This window comes from Saccharothrix sp. CCNWYY140, assembly GCF_037401995.1.
Taxonomy (GTDB): domain Bacteria; phylum Actinomycetota; class Actinomycetes; order Mycobacteriales; family Pseudonocardiaceae; genus Actinosynnema.
Map to the genome: position 1 here is coordinate 34,146 of NZ_JBBEGC010000050.1, position 19,199 is coordinate 53,344.

Genomic DNA, 19,199 nt, shown 5'->3' on the forward strand with positions numbered 1-19,199 from the left:
CAGAAACATCGCGCACTTTGTGCCGACAATGGCGGCGATGCTTCGAAGAATGCGCGCCCGACCTAGCCTGCCGGAGCACCGACGGCGTTGCTTCTCCGATTGTGCCCTCCGACCAGGGACTATTCCATAACAGCGTCATTTTCATTGTCGGTGCGGTGACGCAACCGTCGGACCGGCGCAAGACTGCCCGCGCGGGCGCAGACTGCGCATTTTTGGAGAAGGACCGGCCGCGGGGCACGACGGATGCTGGTGTGCGCTCGCGGAGGCGAACGATCAAAGGACCGCGCCAGACGACCGACCGGCCCGACGACCAACCTCAAGGAGAGCCCATGACGCGCAGTGGCACCAACCACCTCCACCACCAAGAGCCCGCCGGGGGCGATCCGCGGGCGACCTCGACGTTGGTCAACGGTCATTTCCCACGCCGGCGCGGCTTGATCATCGCGCTCAGCGCGCTGGGCGGCTTCCTCCTCACGGTGGTGTGGTCGGCCCACTTCGTGGACTCGGTGATCGGCGACAACGTCGCCAACACCCTGCTGGGCCAGGACGCCAAGGGCTCGCCGATCACGGGGATCGCCGCGGGCATCGCGTTCGCCTTCGCCACCGGCATCGCGGGCTCGTTCACCGCGTGCAACATCGCCGCGTTCGGCGCGGTCGCGCCGATGCTGGGCTCGACCGGCAGCCGGTGGACGCGGCTGAAGGCCTCGCTCAAGCCGCTGGGGTGGCTCTCGGTCGGCATGATCGGCGTGTCCGCCCTCTACGGCGCCCTGGTCGGCATCGTCGGCACGCGGATGCCGCAGTTCTCCACCGCGCAGGCCGCGGCGGGCACCCTCAACGGCCGCAGCATCCAGTCGCTGGTGGTGTTCGGCGTGATCGGCGTGGTCATGACCTACCTGGGCCTGGCGTCGCTGGGCGTGGTCAAGGACCCGTTCCGCAAGATCTCCCAGCGGTGGCCCAACGCGCCGATGGTGTTCATGGGCGTGCTGATCGGCGGGTTCCTCATCGGTAGGCCGTTCGGCCTGTTCCGCAAGATGTTCCGGGACGCCGCGGAGAGCGGGAATCCACTCTACGGAGCCGCCGCGTTCACCCTTCAGTCGGTAGGCAACATCGTGATCATGGCCCTACTGTTCCTCGCGCTGGCGCACTTCACCGGCGGCCGGTTGCAGCGGTGGCTGACCGAGAAGCCGACCCGCGCGACCGTGATCACGGCCGCCGCGCTGATCGTCGCCGGTGTCTTCACCTTCCTGTACTGGGACGTCCGGCTCCTGGCCCGGCGGGAGATCATCCCGTGGTACCCCACCGCGCCGTGGGCCTGACCCGCGCGCAAAGGGGAACACCACATGGGGATTCCGACCGAACCGATCGGCAGCATCCCGCGCCCGGCGGAGCTGATCGGCGCGCACGCCGACTTCGCCGCCGGCCGCATCGGGGCCGAGCGGATCGACGAGCTGACCGACCGGGCGGTGCGCGACACCATCGCCCGGTTCGAGGCCGCCGGCTCGTCGGTGGTCACCGACGGCGAGCAAGCCAAGTCCAGCTTCCTGACCTACCCGGTGGCGGGGTTGCCCGACCTCGACCCGGGTGGCCTGGTGGTGCCGTTCTCCGACGGCCACACCCGGCAGCTGCCGACGCTGACCAGCGGCCCGTTCCGGTACGCGGCCCACGCCGTGGACCAGTTGCGGGCCGCTCAGCGGCTGACCGACCTGCCGGTCAAGCAGTCGGTGATCGCGCCGTCGGCGCTGAGCCTGCTCTACCCGGCGAGCGGCATCGACTCCTACGGCCGGGAGCAGTTCCTGGCCGACCTGCTCGACGAGGCCGAGGCCGACATCCGGCAAGCGCTGGACGCCGGCGCGCACTCGGTGCAGCTGGACTTCACCGAGGCCCGGCTGTCGATCAAGCTCGACCCGTCCAAGTCGATCCTGCGCGACCTGATCGCGCTGAACAACCAGGTGCTGTCCCGGTTCTCCGCCGACGAGCGGACGAGGATCGGGGTGCACACCTGCCCCGGCGGCGACTGGGACGCCACGCACAGCGCGGACGTCGACTACGCCGACCTGCTGCCCGACCTGTTCACGCTGCGAGCCGGGCAGTTCTCCGTGGCCCTGGCCGCCGAGCCGGACCGCCGCCGCGTGCTGTCGATCATCCGCGACCACCTGCCCGCCGGCGCGCGGGTGTTCATCGGGGTCACCGACCCCATCGACCCGCGCGTGGAAAGCGCCGACGAGGTGCGCGAGCGGGTGCTGGAGGCGGCCGAGTTCATCCCGCCCGACCAGCTGGGGACGTGCGACGACTGCGGTTTCGCGCCGTTCTCCGACGACACCTCGACCTCGCGGGACACCGCGTTCGCCAAGATCGCCGCCCGGGTCGAGGGCACGCAGAAGGCCGAAGACACATTGGGGGTCTAGAGGATCATGTCCACGACGCTGGGATCGCTGCGCAGGCTGATGATGGCGCCCTCCCTGGAGGAGGTGACCTTCGGCTCGCGCGGCTTTCCCGGCGCGTCGTCGGAGTACGCGCCGAAGCTGGAGGCCATCCCGCAATCGGTGGTGTGCGGCTTCGAATGGGGCATCGACTCGCGCGACCAGTGGGAGGTCGTGCGCAGGCTCGGGTTCGTCGAGCCGGAGCTGCGCGGCTTCGCCTACGAGGGCGCGACGATGGCGTTCACCATCCGCGACGTCATGGGGCGCGGCACGCGGACCCGGGACCTGTTGTCCGGGCCGGGCGCCGAGCACCTGTTCGTGGCCTACATCGGCATCGGGTTCGCCATGAACCACCTGCCGCGGGGCCTGTGGCGCAAGGTGGTGCCCGAACTGGTCGGCTCGCCCTACCACCCGACGATGAGCTGGCTGGCCGTCGACGGCTACGGCTTCGACCTGGCCTACTTCCACACCCGCAAGTGGGTGGACGAGCAGCGCGTGCCCGCGCCCTACCCGTGGCACGGCCGCGCCGACTACTTCCCGCGCGCCATCGACCAGGGCATCGGGCGCGCCCTGTGGTTCATCCACGGCGCGCAGTGCGCCGAGGTGGCCCAGGCGGTGGCGCGGTTCGACCCGGCCCGGCACGCCGACCTGTGGAGCGGCGTGGGCCTGGCGGCCACGTTCGCCGGTGGCGGCACGCCCGACGAGCTGGCCACCCTGCCCGCCGCGGCGGGCGAGCACCGCGCCGAACTCGCCCTGGGCTCCGTGTTCGCGGTCAAGGCGCGAATTCACGCCGGATTCGTCCCGGCACACAGTTCGACCGCCGTCGAAACCTTCGCGGAGATCACCCCGGAAGCCGCGTCGGAACTCGCCGACGCCACCGCCGTCGCGCCCGACGCCGAGGGTCCGGTACCGCCCTACGAGGTGTGGCGCAGTCGAATTCGTGCGCGTTTCACCGCAGCAACGAAGAATCTCTCCGCCTGAGCGCGCATTGATCGTCGCTGCTCCGCACGTCTGAAGTAGCCGCGCCGCGCGACGCGCTGCAACTATTTTCCCGATCCTAGCCCGCTTTCCTGGCCGCCCGACGTTGGGGGGACGAATGTGAGTGCCTTGCGCGCCTTGCGGCGCCGTTTGTTGACGCCGAGCCTGACCGAAACGCTGATGGAGACCCGGGGATTCCGGGTGAAGGACGAGGCCGGCAAGGAATTGCTGGAGACGGTCGGCCGGATGTTCCTCGCCGGCTACGCCTACGCCGTCGAGGCGCGCCACCCGCGGGACGCCGAAGAACAACTGGAAAAGCTCCCCACGCGGTTCAAGGGTTTCGCCTACGAAGGCGCCGGAATGGGCTTCGCGGTCCTGGACGGCATGCCTTTCGGCCACTCCCGGCACGTCGAGCAATTCCTGGAGGGTCGGGCGGCCGACCACATCTACATGGTCTACGTGGGCATCGGCTGGGCGATGGCCCGGCTGCCCCGCTTCCGCTGGCCCCGCAGCGCGTCCACCGACCCGCTGCTGCGCTGGCTGGTCCTGGACGGCTACGGCTTCCACCAGGCCTACTTCAAGACCGAGCAGTACGTGCACGGGCAGTACGTCGACCGAGACTTCCCGTGGCCCGCCGAGGGTCCGCGCGCCTACACCAACCGCGCGCTGGACCAGGGCATCGGCCGCGCGATGTGGTTCGTCGGCGGCACCGACGCCGAGTACGTCGCGGACCTCATCGACGGGTTCGCCGAGCACCGCCACGAGGACCTGTACGCGGGCGCCGGCCTGGCCGCCACCTACGCGGGCGGTGTGACCGAGGACGAGCTGGAGCTGTTCCGGCAGCGGTCCGGGCGCCACGCCGGGGTCGTCGCGCAGGCCAGCGCGTTCGCCGCCGAGGCGCGCGTGAAGGCGGGCCTGATGGTCCCGCACACCGGCCTGGCCACGCAGGTGTTCTGCGGCACCACGCCGGAGAAGGCCGCCCGGGTCACCCAGGACGTGCGGCCCGCGCCGCCGATCACCGACGGCGCCGAGCCGGCCTTCGAGGTCTGGCGCCGGCGCATCGCCCGAGAGTTCGTCCACCAGGAAGGAGTCGGTTCGTGAGCGCCACCACCGGCTGGCTGCGCAGGCAACTACCCGGGATCGTCGCGCTGGTGCTGGTCGCCGCCACGTTCTCGGTCGCCCGCCTGCCCGAGTCGTCGGCCACCGAGAAGCGGGACCTCGCGTCGAGCTTCGGGTTCGCGCCCGAGTCGATCGCCCTGCCCGGCGGCTACACCCAGCAGTCGATCCGCAAGGTCAACCAGGACTACAAGCACATCGACGCGTGGATCTCGTCGGTCGGCTCGGCCATCGCGATGAACGACCTCGACGGCGACGGCCTGTCCAACGACATCTGCTTCGTCGACGTGCGCATCGACCAGGTGATCGTCACCCCCGCCCCGGAGTCGGGCAAGCAGCCGCGCTACGCGCCGTTCGCGCTCAGCTCGGGCTCCCTGCCGGTCAACGACGTGATGGCGCCGATGGGCTGCGTCCCCGGCGACTTCAACGAGGACGGCGCGATGGACCTCATGGTCTACCTGTGGGGCCGCACGCCGATCCTGCACCTGGCCAAGGAGAACCAGAAGAAGCTGACCGCGGACTCGTTCAAGGCCACCGAACTGGTGCCCGGCGCGACGAGCGGCACCTACGCTGGCCCGCAGTGGAACTCCAACTCGGCCACGGTCGCGGACTTCGACGGTGACGGGCACGCCGACATCTACATCGGCAACTACTTCCCGCACGGCCCGGTGCTCGACCCGAGCAAGTCCGGCGGCGTGGAGATGAACGCCTCGATGTCCGACGCGCTCAACGGCGGCGAGGACTACATCTTCGAGTGGACCGGCGGCACGAGCGGCGCGAGCCCCACGGCGACGTTCAAGCAGCACGACGACGCCGTCCCGAACGACGCGTCCAAGGGTTGGGTGCTGGCCTCCAGCTCCAACGACGTCGACGGCGACCTGCTGCCCGAGCTGTACCTGGCGCACGACTTCGGCCCGGACCGCCTGCTGTACAACAAGTCCACGCCCGGCAAGTTCGAGTTCGCGCTCGTCGAGGGCTCGCGCTCGCCGATCGAGCCGAAGTCCAAGAACGTCGGCCAGGACTCGTTCAAGGGCATGGGCGTCGACTTCGGCGACCTCAACGGCGACGGCATCTACGACATGTACGTCAGCAACATCACGACGTCGTTCGGCATCGAGGAGAGCCACTTCGCCTTCCTGAGCACCGGTGCGGACGTCAAGGCCGCGCTGAAGGAGGGCGACGCGCCCTGGGAGGACGAGAGCGCGCCCCTGCTGCTGGCCTGGTCGGGCTGGGGCTGGGACGTGAAGCTGTCCGACTTCGACAACAGCGGTGAGCTGGAGATCGCGCAGGCCACCGGGTTCGTCAAGGGCGACGTCAACCGCTGGCCCCAGCTCCAGGAGCTGGCCACCGCGAACGACGCCCTGCTGGCCAACCCGATGTGGTGGCCGTACGTGACCGCGGGCGACGACGTCGGTGGCGCGCAACGGTTCCGGCTGTTCGTCAAGAACGGCGAGGGCCGCTACGACAACCTGTCCCCCGAGCTGGGCCTGGACGTCCCCGTCCCGACCCGCGGCATCGCCACCGGCGACGTCGACGGCGACGGCCTGCTGGACATGGCCGTCTCCCGCCAGTGGGAGGACCCGGTGTTCTACCACAACACCGGCAAGTCCTCGAACGGCTTCCTCGGCCTGCGGCTGACCAACGAGGACGGCGGCGCGCCCGCCATCGGCGCGCAGGTCACCATCAAGACCTCCGACGGGCGCACCCAGATGAACCGGGTCGACGGCGGCAGCGGCCACTCCGGCAAGCGCAGCCACGAAGTCCACTTCGGACTCGGTGACGCCAAGGGGCCGGTGACGGCGCACATCAAGTGGCGCGACACCGACGGCAAGATCCACGAGCAGGACCTGACACTGTCCGCGGGCTGGCACGACCTCCAGCTCGGCGACCAGGCCAAGGAGAAGTGACGCACATGGCCGAGACGAAACCGAGCCCGCCGCGGCACGACCCCAAGGTGGTCACCGCGCTCCGCCGGTTCGCTATCTCCATCACCGTCTTCAACATCTTCGGCTACACCGTCCTCGGGTTCGAGCAGCCCTGGCTGTGGCCCTTCATCGCGCTGGCCACCGGGTACACGGTGGAGATCGTCCTGGAGATCATCGGCGCCCGCGTCGAGGGACGCGCGCCGCGCTTCGCGGGCAACGGGTTCAAGGGGCTCATGGAGTTCCTGTTCCCCGCGCACATCACCAGCCTCGCGATGAACATGCTGATCTACGTCAACGACAACCTGCTGGCGATGATCTTCGGCGTCACCGTCGCGGTGGGCGCGAAGTGGGTGCTGCGGGCGCCGGTGCGCGGCCGGATGCGGCACTTCATGAACCCGTCGAACTTCGGCATCGCCGTCATCCTGCTGGTGTTCCCGTGGGCGTCCATCGCGCCGCCCTACCACTTCACCGAGCACGTCGGCACGTTCGTGGACTGGCTGATCCCGCTGATCATCATCACCGCGGGCACCATGCTCAACGGCATGCTGACCGGCCGGCTGTGGCTGATCATGGCCTGGATCATCGGGTTCGCGCTCCAGGCGGTGGTCCGCGGGTTCCTGCTGGACACCTCCATACCCGCGGGCCTGGCGATGATGACCGGTGTCGCGTTCGTGCTGTTCACCAACTACATGGTCACCGACCCGGGCACGAGCCCCTCGCGGCCGGTGTCGCAGATCGCGTTCGGCGGCGGCGTGGCGGCGGTGTACGGCGTGCTGATGGGCATGTCGATCCCGTACGGCATCTTCTTCGCCACGGCGATCGTGTGCCTCATCCGCGGCGGCTTCCTGTGGGCGCTGGAGATCGTGGACCGCTCGCGGCGCGAGTGGGAGGCCCAGCAGAAGGCCCTGGCCGCGGCGGCGCCCGTGGAGGAGCCCGCGGTGTCGCTCAACGGCAACGGGGCGCCGAAGAAGACGACGGAGGTCGTGCCGACATGACCGGGATCGCGGCCGACGTCCGGCGGACGCCCCCGGGGCCTCCGCGCAGCGCGACTCTGGGCCTGCTCAAGAAGCTGGCCGGCGACCGGCTGGCGCTGATGACGTCGGCCGCGACCCAGTACGGCGACGCGGTCAAGATGGCCATCGGCCCCAAGACGCTGTACTTCTTCAACCACCCCGACCACGCCAAGCACGTCCTGGCCGACAACGCGGCCAACTACCACAAGGGCATCGGCCTGGTGCACGCCCGCCGCGCGCTCGGCGACGGGCTGCTCACCAGCGAGGGCGAGCTGTGGCGCAAGCAGCGCCGCGCCACGCAGCCCGCGTTCCAGCACAAGCGGATCGCGCGGCAGGCGACCGCGGTGGCCGAGTCGGCGGGCAGGCTCGTCGACCGGCTGCGCGCCGGCGTCGGCGGGGCGCCGCTGAACCTGATGGAGGAGATGACCGGCCTGACCCTGGACGTCCTGGGGCGCACCCTGCTCTCCGAGGACCTCTCGGAGTTCGAGCAGGTCGGGCACGCATTCGAGGCCGTGCAGGACCAGGCCATGTTCGAGATGGTGACGATGAGCGCGGTGCCCATGTGGGTGCCGCTCCCCCACCAGCTCCGGTTCCGCAAGGCGCGCAAGGAGTTGCGCCGGGTCGTCGACGAGCTGGCGGCCCGGCGGGTGGCGCACGGCAACGCCGACGGCGACGACGTGCTGTCCCGCGTGATGGCGTCGGTGGCGCAGGAGTCGGACCCGGCGTTCGGCACCCAGCGGCTGCACGACGAGCTGGTGACCCTGATGCTGGCCGGCCACGAGACGACCGCCAGCACGCTGGGCTGGACGTTCCACCTGCTCGACCGGCACCCGGAGGTCAAACAACGGGTGCAGGCCGAGGCGCGTTCAGTGCTGGGCGACCGCTTGCCGCAGTACGAGGACCTGCACTCCCTCCGGTACACGGCGATGGTCGTCGAGGAGGTCATGCGGCTGTACCCGCCGGTGTGGATCCTGCCCCGGGCCGCGCAGGCCGACGACGAGGTGGGCGGTTACTTCGTGCCGCGCGGGGCGGACGTGCTCATCTGCCCGTACACCCTGCACCGCCACCCGGCCTTCTGGGACCAGCCGGACCGCTTCGACCCGGAGCGGTTCGACCCGACGGTGACGCACGACCGGCCGCGGTACGCCTACATCCCGTTCGGCGCGGGGCCGCGGTTCTGCGTGGGCAACCACCTCGGGATGATGGAGGCCACCTTCGCGATCGCCATGATCGCGCGGGAGCTGGACCTGCGCACGGTGCCCGGGTACGAGGTCGTGCCCGAGCCGATGCTCTCGCTGCGCGTGCGCGGCGGGCTGCCGATGACAGTCCACCCGGTGGCTTAGCAGCCGGTCGACAGGGGCGGTGGGTCGGGGTTCGTTCACCCGGCCCACCGCCCCTGTCGTGTCTGCGGTGCACGACGGTCCGTCGAGAACACTCGACACGGATGACCGGCGAATCACCCGGATCCCGGAAACGCCGAAAGGGCCGCCCCCCGTCCCCGGGGGCGGCCCTTCGCACGATTTCGTGGTCCGCGGTGTCGTGGTATTCGGTTTTTCGCCCTCGCCTGCCGGCCGCGCCCGTGGTGACGGGTCGCTCAGCTGGCGGCGTCGGCCCCCAGTGCGATGGTGCGCACGTCCAGCAGCGCCAACAGGACCGGTGGGTCCAGGACGCAGATGGGTCGCAGGGTCAAGTCGGCGTGCCGCAGGGGCGCGCCGGGTCGAACGGTGATCGGACCGAACGAAGCCACCGACAACGCCAGGTCGTCGGCGAACGGTCCGTTGCCGAGCATGGTCTCGCGTCCGGGCGCCACGGAGTGCGCCAACAGGTGCCAGGTGCCGGGTGGGACGTTGGTGAGCACGTAAGGCCCCGGACGGTGCAGTACGGAGCAGCGGATGGGTGAACCCTGCGGGATGCCGTCCGGGAACAGGCCCACGAAGATCAGGCCCCGCGCGCCCCCGATCGGCGCGGCGATCTCGCCCTGCACGCTGGCCGTCCGCGGGTCCGACCCGCGGCGGGCCATCGGGATGTGCGGTGCGAAGCCGCCGAGTTGGCGGTAGGTGGTCGGCGAGACGCCGACGCTGGAGCGGAAACGGGAGCTGAACGTGCCGACGCTGGTGTAGCCCACCCGGTGGCTGATGTCGGTCACGGTCAACGTCGTGGAGACCAGCAGGCGCTTGGCCTCCTGTAATCGGATGGCGGCCAGAAACCGGCCCGGGGACACCCCGGTGACCCGCTGGAACGCCCGTGAGAAGTGGAACTTGCTGTAATTGGCGGTCCGCGCCATGTCGTCGATCGTGAATTGTTCACCGATGTTCTCGTGCATGAAGTCGATTACCTTGCCGACAGCGCGCTCAAGGACTTCACCCACTACTACGACCCCCATTCGCAGAAGACGCACACAGAGGTGAAACGGATACACGCGACCACGGCCGGCCCGCCGGCGACGGAGAACGGGCCGTGGACGACCCGACGCCGTTGGGCGCCCGGTCACGAAACAACCCCCAGTACCTCTTAGATGCTTCCCCAGTTGTGTCCCATTCGATGATTCTTGCAAGCTACATGGCCCTCACAGCCTGCGCAAGGTGCGCCAACGAGCTTTGTAAGGCCCCTGCAAGATCATTTCCCGGCGGCTCCGGCGGGTGCGTCCGAGACAGTTTTCAACAACAACACGCAGCGTGGATACAGAAGTCTCCTCCGTAACCATTGGCAGATCATCCCACCACTCCACACCCGGTAATTGTGCGGAGTTGCGGCGGTCCCCCACCCGCACGTCCGACCAGCCTGCCGACAGCCGAACGGCCAGTGGACCCTTCGGCCCACCAACGGCCAACGAATGGCCGGGTAACAATATTGGGGCAAGCACGAAGAAGCGCCGCGAAGATCCTCGGCCCGACGATGTGTAGAACGTCGGGGCGACGGCCTTCGGCGTATTTACGGAGTCGACCGCCCAGGGTATGCGGGCGTCGGTCGGCCCATTCTTCGCCGACCGGAGGAAGGATCAGCCGTGCAATCGGATACCGCACCGGATCGCGCCATACGGACCATGACCCTGGAGGCGTTCGCGGACACCATCGTGCCCGGGGCGAAGCGCTCACCCGACGACCGCGCCATCGCCGGCGCCGCCGACGACGACGGGGCGGTGGTCGCGGGCGCGGTGGAGCTGCTGGAGACCCCCGCCGCCGGGATCGTCGACGGCCTGGACAGCCTGACCACGATGCTCAACGGGCACGCCACCGCCTACGCGGCGGAGCACGGCCTGGAGCTGGACGGCGAAGTGCCGCCGTTCGTGTCGCTGTCCTACAAGGACCGGACCGCCCTGGTGGCCAAGCTGGTCGCGCCCGGCCACCCCGAGAAGGACGGCTGGGTGGCGCTGGCCCTGTTCAGCAACATGGCCTTCGACACCGGCGCGCACATGCACACCCTCGACGCCATCGCGGCGGGCCACCCCGGTCTGCGCGCGATGAAGTTCGCCAAGCCGGACGCCGACGGGCTCTGGCGGTTCCCCGCCTACTCCTACGGCAAGCCCCTCGCCCGTCGCCACCCGGACACCACCCCGTCCGGCAACCCGGCCTGACCAGCCCACCCGCGGGGGCGACGTCCCCCGCACGTCCGCCGTGCCGGTCGGGCCCGGCGATTGGAGTTTCGATGACGAGCACCGAAAGCACCGACGTCCTCATCGTCGGCAGTGGGTTCGGCGGCGCGATCGCCGCGTACCACCTCGCCGCGGGCGGGGCCAAGGTCACCGTGCTGGAACGCGGTCCCTGGTTGGAGAGCAAGGACTTCGAGCACGACTACCTGCTGGGCTCCTCCTACACCCGGATCTTCGACTTCGTCGTGGGCGACGGCATGAGCCTGCTGGGCGGCAACTGCGTGGGCGGCGGCAGCGTCGTGTACTTCGCCGCGATGCCCCGCGCGCCGCGGTTCATCTTCGAGCGCAAGGGCAGCATCGGCCGGCGCATGTGGCCGTCGACGATCAACCGCGACACCCTCGACCCCTGGTACGACAAGGTCAGCGAGGCGCTGCCGATCACCAAGCAGGACTGGGACGAGGTCACCTACGCGGGCGGCCTGTTCGCCGCGGCCTGCAACCACGCGGGCCGCACCGCCAACCCGGTGCCGGTGGCCATCGACACCGCGCTGTGCACCAACTGCAACTGGATGATGGCCGGCTGCAAGTTCGACGCCAAGCGGTCCCTGCTGCTCAACTACCTGCCCGCGGCCATCGCGAACGGCGCGGAGATCCGGCCGATGCACGAGGTGCAGAAGCTGGTCCGCACCGCGGACGGCGGCTACCGCGTCAGCTACAACGTCATCCACGACGTCGACTACCGGGTGAGCGTGGGCAGCGGCGAGATCGACGCGAAGATCGTCATCCTGGCCGCCGGCGCGGGCGCCACCCCGGTGATCCTCCAGCGCTCGGAGGACACCCTGGGCAAGATGCCCCACGCGGTGGGCCGCTACTTCTCCGGCAACGGCGAACGCCTCAACACGGCGATCATCGACGAGGACAAGGCGCGCGACCTGCTGGGCCTGTCCCGCGAGGACGACCTGTCCTACGCGGCCAACCAGATCGGCAAGGGCCCCTGCGTGGCCAGCTGGGACAACCTCGACGGCTCGCTGCCGGAGTTCTCCCGGTTCTGCCTGGAGCAGCTGTACTTCCCGCCCGGCTTCGGCACGATCCTCGCGCAGACCCCGGACGCGATGCCGGGAATGCCCACGTGGTTCGGAGCGGACAAGAAGAAGATCGTCGAGAAGTGGCAGTCGTGGCTGACCATCTTCTCGATGACCGAGGACGACAACGAGGGCGTCTTCGGCACTCCCCCGCCCACCGGCAACTCCATCCGCATCTCCCAGCAGATGCTGGGCCGGGGCCCGATCCGCTACAACCCCACCGAGAACACGCTGTACGGGTGGCAGCAGGCGGACGCGGCGGTCAAGCAGATCATGGAGAAGGACGGCCTGTCGAAGGTCATGCCGTGGACCAACGACGTGGTGGGCGCCTACACCGTGCACCCCCTGGCGTCCTGCCGCATCGGCGACGACCCGGAGACCTCGGCCCTGGACGACCGGCACGAACTGCGCGGCCACCCCGGCATCTTCGTGACCGACGGCGCGGCCGTGCCCGGCGCGCTCACGGTGAACCCGGCGCTGACCATCGCGGCTCTGGCGGAGCGCGCGATGCCCGGCATCGTGCGCGCGTTGCAGGAGCGCGGGGTGGACGTCAAGTACGGCGCGCCCTCCCCGGACGGCGAGACCAGCGGCCGGCGGGGCGTGCAGCACCTGCTGCCCAACCTCGTGCGCGACTGATCGACAAACCCGGAACCGGCCGTGCGGACCCCCGATCCGCACGGCCGGTTCCGTGCTCCGCCTCTCCGTCCGTGCTCCGCTCTCCGAGCTCCGCCGCTCAGCCGGCCCGTGGCAAGACCGTGGCCCCCGGCCAGGGGTGCCGGGGGCCACGGTCGTCAGGGGTGGTCAGAAGCGCGGCGTGTTCTGGTAGGCCGCCAGCTTCCACTCGCCCTCCTCGCGGGCCAGGACCCACGTGGCGGTGATCGCGCGTTCGCGGGCCACTTCCGTCTCGCCCGGGGCCAGGACGCCGCCCTGGGTCACCAGCACGGCCGCGTCCTGGCCGAGCAGCTTCACGTCCACGGGGTCGCCGGTCACCGTGGTGCCCGCGTACGGACCGGCGAACGCGTTCTTCATGAACTCGCGCACCTCCTCGCGGCCCTTGAGGAGGACGTCGTTGGGCAGGACGAGGGTGCCCCCTTCCGTGAACACGTCGGCGAACGCGTCGGGGTCCTGTGCCGCCCACGCGGAGACGATCCGCTGCGGTACCTGCACGACTTCTGCGACGGTCATCGGCATTCCTCTTCCGTGGTTCGGGCGACTCGGCAACAGCCATCGTCGCAAGGGCCGCCCCGGCCGCCATCTTCGTGCGTGCGCAGCGCCACCACCGCCGGCCCGAGCGGCCACCACCACCGATCCGGGCGGCCACCAGTACCGGTCCGAGCAGCCTGGAAGAAGAGTTCCGCGCCGCCCGGCGGCAGCATCTACCGCGTGACGGCACCCCGCATGGACACCACCCAGCGCTGGGCGCTCGGCCTGGCCTCCGCGGCCTCGTTCATCGTCGCGCTCGACGTGCTGGTGGTGGCCACCGCGCTCACCTCCATCCAACGCGACCTCGACGCGAGCCTGGGCACGCTGGAGTGGACGATCAACGCCTACAGCCTCGTGTTCGCGGTGCTGCTGCCCACCGGCGCGGCGCTGGGTGACCGGTACGGGCGCAAGCGGGTGCTCATCGTCGGCATGGCGGTGTTCGCCGTGTCGTCGGCGGCGTGCGCGTTGGCGCCGGGTGTGGGCGTGCTGGTGGCGGCGCGGGCGGTCCAGGGCGTCGGGGCGGCGTTGATGCTGCCGTTGGCGATCACGATCGTCAGCACCGCGTTCCCGCCCGGGAGCCGGGGCAAGGCCCTGGGGCTGTTCAGCGGGATCACCGGGATCGCGACGTTCGCCGGGCCGTTCGTCGGCGGGGTCGTGGCCGAGGGGCTCGCGTGGCAGTGGATCTTCTGGGTGAACGTCCCGATCTGCGCGGTGGTGATCCGGCTGGTCGGCCGGCACATCGCCGACGGTCGCGGTCCGGTGCGCCCGCTGGACCCGTGGGGCGTGCTGCTGGTCACCGCGGGCGTGTTCGGGCTCGCGTGGGGGCTGGTGCGGTCGGACGCGGTGGGCTGGGCGAGCGTCGAGGTCGTGTCGTCGCTGGTGGCCGGTGTCGTGGTGCTCGCGGTGTTCGTCCGGCACGAACAGCGCGTGGCCGCGCCCATGATGCCGATGCGCTTCTTCGGTATCCGCGCGTTCACCAGCGCGAACGCGGCGAACTTCGCCCTGTACACCTCGCTGTACGGCACGCTTTTCCTGCTGGCCCAGCACTTCCACGAGGTCCTGGGCCACGGCCCGCTGGATGCCGGGCTGCGGCTGATGCCGTGGACCGGGACGCTCATGGTGTGCGCGCCGATCGCCGGCGCGCTCGCGGACCGGTGGGGCGAGCGGCGGTTCATGGTGATCGGGCTGGCGTTGCAAGCCGTCGGGATGGCGTGGCTGGCCGCGGTGTCCGGTCCGGCCGTCGGGTACGCGGAGATGCTGCCGCCGCTGCTGCTCGGCGGCGTGGGCGTGTCGATGGCGATGCCGGCCGCGCAGAAGTCCGTGGTGGTCGCGGTGGCGCCGGCCGAGGTCGGGCAGGCCTCCGGCGTGCTCAGCGTCGTGCGCATCCTGGGCGGCGTGTTCGGCATCGCGGTGCTGGGCGCGGTGTTCGGGGCGTTCGGCGAGCTGGGCTCGCCCGCCGCCTTCAGCGCCGGCTTCGGGCCGGCGATCGGGGTCGCCGCGGCGTTCGCGCTGCTGGGCTGCGTCGCGGCGCTCGGGATGCCGGGCCGCCGGGCGGCGGTGGTGGCCGAAGTACCTCGGGTCGACTAAGGAGTCGTCATGGGCAGGATCGTCCGCACCGCGCTGCGCCGTTCCCTCAACCAGGTCCGCCACGTCGCGCCGGTCCGGCCCGGCGCCGCGACCGGCCTGGTGGCCGTCGTGTACGCCGACGTGGAGGCCGATTTCGGGATGCTCGCGCCGCCGGTCGCGCTGCACTCCCCCGCGCCGGTCGCGCTGGCCGCGTCCTGGGCGTTGCTGCGCGAGACGCTGGTCGCGTCGGGACGCGCGCCCCGGGCGGTGAAGGAGGCTGTCGCCGCGTCGGTGTCGCGCTCGAACGCCTGCCCGTACTGCGTCACCGTGCACACCGCGACGCTGGAGGGGCTCACCACGACGACGTTCGAGGACGTCGAGGCGTGGGCGGACCGGTCGAGTCCGGTGCGGCCGGTGCCGGTGGACCAGCTGCCCGAGCTGCTCGGCGTCGCGGTCGCGTTCCACTACCTCAACCGCGTGGTCAACGTCTTCCTCGGCGAGTCGCCGCTGCCCGCCAACGCGCCCGCGCCGGCCCGGAAGTTCCTGGGCCGGTTCATGGGCGCCGGCGCGCGCGGCGACCGACCGCCCGGCACGTCCCTGCGGCTGCTGCCGGAGGGAACGCCGCAGGCGGACCTGGCGTGGTCGTCCGACCATCCGGTGATCGGCGAGGCGCTGGCCCGGATCGCGGCGGCATTCGACGCCGGCGGCTCCCGGGCACTGCCCGCGCCGGTGCGGGAGCTGGTGCTGGACCGGCTCGCCGCGTGGGACGGCACCCCGCCGGGCCTGAGCCGCGCCTGGGTGGTCGAGGCGGTGGCCGGCCTGCCCGCCGAGCACCGCCCGGCGGCGACCCTGGCGCTGCTGGTGGCCCTGGCCTCCTACCAGGTGGACGACGACGTGGTGGCCGCCGTGGGCGGCGACGACGCCCGGCTGGTGGAACTGGTGTCCTGGTCGGCCTTCGCGGCGGCCCGGCGGATGGCGGGACTGCTGCACCGCGCGACGGAGGTGTGAGGTGGAGCGGCCGTGGCGCGCGCTCGCGGTGCTGTGCCTGGCGAACTTCCTGATCCTGCTGGACACCACGATCGTCAACACCGCCGCGCCGGACATCATGGCGAGCTTGGACGCGGGCATCGACGAGGTGCTGTGGGTGCTCAACGGCTACCTGCTGGCGTTCGCGTCCCTGCTGATCGTGTTCGGCCGGGTCGGCGATCTGGTGGGGCCGCGGGCGGTGTTCGTGGCCGGGCTGGCCGTGTTCACCGCCGCGTCCGTCCTGTGTGGACTGTCTACTTCGCCCGGTGTGCTGATCGGCGCGCGGGTGCTGCAAGGTGTCGGCGCGGCGGCGTTGACCCCGCAGGCGTTGACGTTGATCTCCGGGATCTTCCCCGCCGAGCGGCGGGGTGCCGCGTTCGGGATCTTCACGGCGGTGGCCGGCGTCGCGGCGGTGAGCGGGCCGACCGTGGGCGGGCTGGTGGTCACCGAGTTCGGCTGGCAGTGGGTTTTCCTGCTCAACATCCCGTTCGGCCTGGTCGGCGTGGTGCTGGCGCTGCGGTTCGTGCCCGACCTGCGCGCCGGGCGGCGGCACCGGTTCGACGCGGTGGGCGTCGTGCTGGCCACCGGCGCGCTGCTGGCCCTGGTGTACGCGCTGGTCGAGGGCCAGCGGCACGACTGGGGCGTGATCGCCGGGGTGGTGAGCATCCCGGCGGTGCTCGTGTTGAGCGCGCTGCTGGGCGTCGCGTTCCTGTGGTGGGAACGGCGGCAGCGCGAACCCCTGGTGCCGCTGGACCTCTTCCGGGACCGGAACTACTCCGTCGCCACCGGCATCACGCTCATCTCGTCGTTCGCGGTGTACGGGCTGCTGCTGGTGTTCGTCATCGAAACGCAGACCCTGCTCGGCATGAGCCCGCTGATGTCGGGCGTGACCGCGCTGCCGTGGACGATCGCGCTGAGCGCGGTGGCGCCGCTGGGCGGGCGGCTGGCCGACCGCGTCGGCGGCAAACTGCCGCTGACCGTCGGCATGGCGCTGTACGCCGCCGGCGTCCTGGGCGTCGCCTTCGTGCCCGACACCACGTCCACGCCGGGCACGTTCGTCGTGCCGATGCTGCTGGTCGGCGTCGGCATGGGGCTCGCGCTCGCGCCCGCCACCACCGAGGCCATGCGCGACATCCCCGCCGAACGCGCCGGCGTGGCCTCCGGCGTCCTCAACACCGCCCGCCAGACCGGCGCCGCCCTGGGCGCCGCCGTCATCGGGGCCGTGCTGCAAAACCGCCTGGTGTCGACACTGCGCGAGGAAAGCGCCGCCCTGGCCTCCCGGCTGCCACCGGAACACCGGCCGCGGTTCCTGGACGCGTTCGAGGACGCCGCCGCCCACGGCCTGCGCCTGGGCACCGGCCAACAGGGCGGCGTGGTCGTCCCGGACGGCCTGCCACCCGACACCGCCGCGCAATTCTCGGCACTGTCCCGCGAGGCGTTCGGCACCGCGTTCCTGACCGCGAGCCGGGCCGCTTTGGTCGTCGCCGCGGGCGCCATCCTGCTGGGCGGCCTGCTGGCGCTGGGCCTGACCCGGAAAACCGCTCCCGCGGGCACAATTCGCCACAAATCCAGCAACCTCGAAGAAGACCTCCGGTAGCGCATTCTCGGAGAAGGAGACCGCCTTCGCGGGTGGCTAGATTTCAGCCGTTCCCTGGTCAACCCAGACGGAAATTTCCGCTCTCACGTGAGGAACGAAGACTGTGACGATCTCTTCCGCGTTGCCGACGCAGTCCGCGTCCGCTACCGAGCTGGCAGGTCTCGACCGGCGGTTCCTGGTGCACCCGCACCAGCGGATGGACCGCAACGACCGGGTGGTGATCGTCCGCGGCGAGGGCGCCACGGTCTGGGACGCCGCCGGCAACGAGCTCGTCGACGCCACCGGTGGCGGCAACTGGCTGTCCCAGGTCGGCCACGGGCGGCGCGAGCTGGCCGAGGCTGCGGCCGAGCAGATCTCGACGTTGGAGTACTACACCGGTTTCTTCGACTACTCCAACGACAAGGCCATCGAACTGGCCTACCGGCTCAACCAGCTGTCCCCGGAGGGCATCGACCGGGTGTTCCTGACCTCCGGCGGCTCGGACAGCGTCGAGTCGGCCATCAAGTCCGCCCGCCTGTACCACAACCGGCGCGGCGAGCCGAACCGCACGTGGATCCTGGCCCGGCACTTCGGCTACCACGGCGCGTCCTACGGCAGCGGCACCGCGACCGGCTTCGAGATGATGCAGACCTACGTCGGCCCCAACCTGCCGAACGTCGAGAAGCTGTCCCCGGTGTGGCCCTACCACCACGAGATGTACGGCGGCGGCGACATCACCGACGCGCTGATCGCCGAATTGGAAGGCACGATCGAGCGCATCGGCGCGGGCAACATCGCGGCCATGATCGGCGAGCCCATCATGGCGGGCGGCGGCGTCCACGAGCCCCCGGCGGACTACTGGCCGCGCGTCCGCGAGGTCCTCAGCCGCAACGGCATCCTGCTCATCGCCGACGAGGTCGTCACCGGCTTCGGCCGCACCGGCTCGTGGTTCGACTCGGCCACCCGCGGCATGCAGCCCGACATGATCACCATCGCCAAGGGCCTGACCAGTGGCTACATCCCGATGGGCGGCCTGCTGATGAGCGACGCCATCGCGGAGGTCGTGACCAGCAACGAGGGCTTCTTCCACGGCTACACCTACGCGGGCCACCCGGTGGCGGCGGCGGTGGCCCTGGCCAACCTGGACATCATCGAGAAGGAAGGCCTCATCGGCCGCTCCCTGACCGTGGGCGACTGGTTCAAGTCGTCCCTGGCACCGGCCCGCGACCTGCCCCAGGTGGGCGACGTCCGCGTGGTGGGCGCGACGGTGGGCATCGAACTGGTGGTCTCGAAGGAGACCAAGGAACCGATGATGATCCCGATCGTGGCCGAGGGCGTGGCCGACGCGGTCCGCCGCGAACACAACGTCATCGTCCGCCCGTACGGCAACGTCATCGTGATGTCGCCGCCACTGGTGATCGGCGAGGACCAGGTCCGCCGCACGGCGGAGGCCACCATCGAGGTCCTGTCCCGCCTGGGCGCAGACGGCCAGGTCGCCCCGCGCTGAACCAGCCGACGAGGGGCCTCACCCAGCACCACAGGATGCGGCCCCTCACCGGCCCTCACCACACCCCCACACCCACATCCACATCCACCCCCAAGCGACGGCCCTCCGGCGAAGCCGGCAAGTGGCAGTCCGCCGAGGGGGACACAACTCAACTTGGGCTTCTTGCTTGTGTCATCCCCGTATGGCCTGCCCGAAGGG

The 19,199-nt window shown here is 70.7% G+C and carries 15 protein-coding genes; 13 read left to right on the forward strand and 2 right to left on the reverse strand.

What is annotated here, in order from left to right:
• The first annotated feature begins 440 nt into the window (after positions 1-440).
• The 7 genes from WBN91_RS21885 (at position 441) to WBN91_RS21915 (ending at position 8,795) form a co-directional block, all read left to right on the forward strand.
• Complete coding sequence (locus WBN91_RS21885; protein ID WP_337725993.1) at positions 441-1,316, forward strand: hypothetical protein; 876 nt, start codon at positions 441-443, stop codon at positions 1,314-1,316.
• A 24-nt stretch (positions 1,317-1,340) separates the two neighbouring features.
• Entirely contained in the window at positions 1,341-2,405 is a 1,065-nt protein-coding gene (locus WBN91_RS21890; RefSeq protein WP_337725970.1) for a cobalamin-independent methionine synthase II family protein, read from the forward strand.
• Positions 2,406-2,411: 6 nt separating this feature from the next.
• A complete protein-coding gene (locus WBN91_RS21895) occupies positions 2,412-3,401 on the forward strand; it encodes a DUF1702 family protein (protein ID WP_337725969.1) in 990 nt (329 codons plus the stop codon).
• A gap of 117 nt (positions 3,402-3,518) precedes the next feature.
• Positions 3,519-4,499 carry a DUF1702 family protein gene (locus tag WBN91_RS21900; protein WP_337725968.1) on the forward strand — a complete coding sequence of 327 codons (981 nt, stop codon included), beginning with the start codon at positions 3,519-3,521 and terminating at the stop codon, positions 4,497-4,499.
• A complete protein-coding gene (locus tag WBN91_RS21905; protein ID WP_337725967.1) occupies positions 4,496-6,421 on the forward strand; it encodes a CRTAC1 family protein in 1,926 nt (641 codons plus the stop codon). The genes WBN91_RS21900 and WBN91_RS21905 overlap by 4 nt, the downstream gene beginning before the upstream one ends.
• Positions 6,422-6,426: 5 nt before the next feature.
• Positions 6,427-7,434 carry an enediyne biosynthesis protein gene (locus WBN91_RS21910; protein WP_337725966.1) on the forward strand — a complete coding sequence of 336 codons (1,008 nt, stop codon included), beginning with the start codon at positions 6,427-6,429 and terminating at the stop codon, positions 7,432-7,434.
• On the forward strand, positions 7,431-8,795 hold the full coding sequence (locus tag WBN91_RS21915) for a cytochrome P450 (RefSeq protein ID WP_337725965.1): 1,365 nt from the start codon (positions 7,431-7,433) through the stop codon (positions 8,793-8,795). Before WBN91_RS21910 ends, WBN91_RS21915 begins: the two co-directional genes overlap by 4 nt.
• Positions 8,796-9,046: 251 nt before the next feature.
• Here the strand turns inward: WBN91_RS21915 and WBN91_RS21920 are convergent, their stop codons facing one another.
• Complete coding sequence (locus WBN91_RS21920) at positions 9,047-9,775, reverse strand: helix-turn-helix transcriptional regulator (protein ID WP_337725964.1); 729 nt, start codon at positions 9,773-9,775, stop codon at positions 9,047-9,049.
• Between the two features lie 720 nt (positions 9,776-10,495).
• Here WBN91_RS21920 and WBN91_RS21925 point away from each other — a divergent pair.
• Positions 10,496-11,026, forward strand: a complete 531-nt coding sequence (locus WBN91_RS21925; protein WP_337725963.1) for a DUF5987 family protein — start codon at positions 10,496-10,498, stop codon at positions 11,024-11,026.
• A gap of 71 nt (positions 11,027-11,097) precedes the next feature.
• A complete protein-coding gene (locus WBN91_RS21930; RefSeq protein ID WP_337725962.1) occupies positions 11,098-12,759 on the forward strand; it encodes a GMC family oxidoreductase in 1,662 nt (553 codons plus the stop codon).
• A 165-nt stretch (positions 12,760-12,924) separates the two neighbouring features.
• On the opposite strand, the gene WBN91_RS21935 is transcribed toward WBN91_RS21930, so the two are convergent.
• Entirely contained in the window at positions 12,925-13,308 is a 384-nt protein-coding gene (locus tag WBN91_RS21935) for an SgcJ/EcaC family oxidoreductase (RefSeq protein WP_337725961.1), read from the reverse strand.
• A gap of 198 nt (positions 13,309-13,506) precedes the next feature.
• On the opposite strand from WBN91_RS21935, the gene WBN91_RS21940 reads away from it, so the two are divergent.
• The 4 genes from WBN91_RS21940 (at position 13,507) to WBN91_RS21955 (ending at position 19,001) form a co-directional block, all read left to right on the forward strand.
• Positions 13,507-14,913, forward strand: a complete 1,407-nt coding sequence (locus tag WBN91_RS21940) for an MFS transporter (protein ID WP_337725960.1) — start codon at positions 13,507-13,509, stop codon at positions 14,911-14,913.
• Between the two features lie 9 nt (positions 14,914-14,922).
• A complete protein-coding gene (locus WBN91_RS21945) occupies positions 14,923-15,900 on the forward strand; it encodes a carboxymuconolactone decarboxylase family protein (RefSeq protein WP_337725959.1) in 978 nt (325 codons plus the stop codon).
• A gap of 1 nt (position 15,901) precedes the next feature.
• A complete protein-coding gene (locus WBN91_RS21950) occupies positions 15,902-17,515 on the forward strand; it encodes a DHA2 family efflux MFS transporter permease subunit (protein ID WP_337725958.1) in 1,614 nt (537 codons plus the stop codon).
• A 103-nt stretch (positions 17,516-17,618) separates the two neighbouring features.
• The gene (locus WBN91_RS21955) at positions 17,619-19,001 is read left to right on the forward strand and encodes an aminotransferase family protein (RefSeq protein ID WP_337725957.1); all 1,383 of its coding nucleotides are present in this window, start codon (positions 17,619-17,621) and stop codon (positions 18,999-19,001) included.
• Positions 19,002-19,199: the final 198 nt, after the last annotated feature.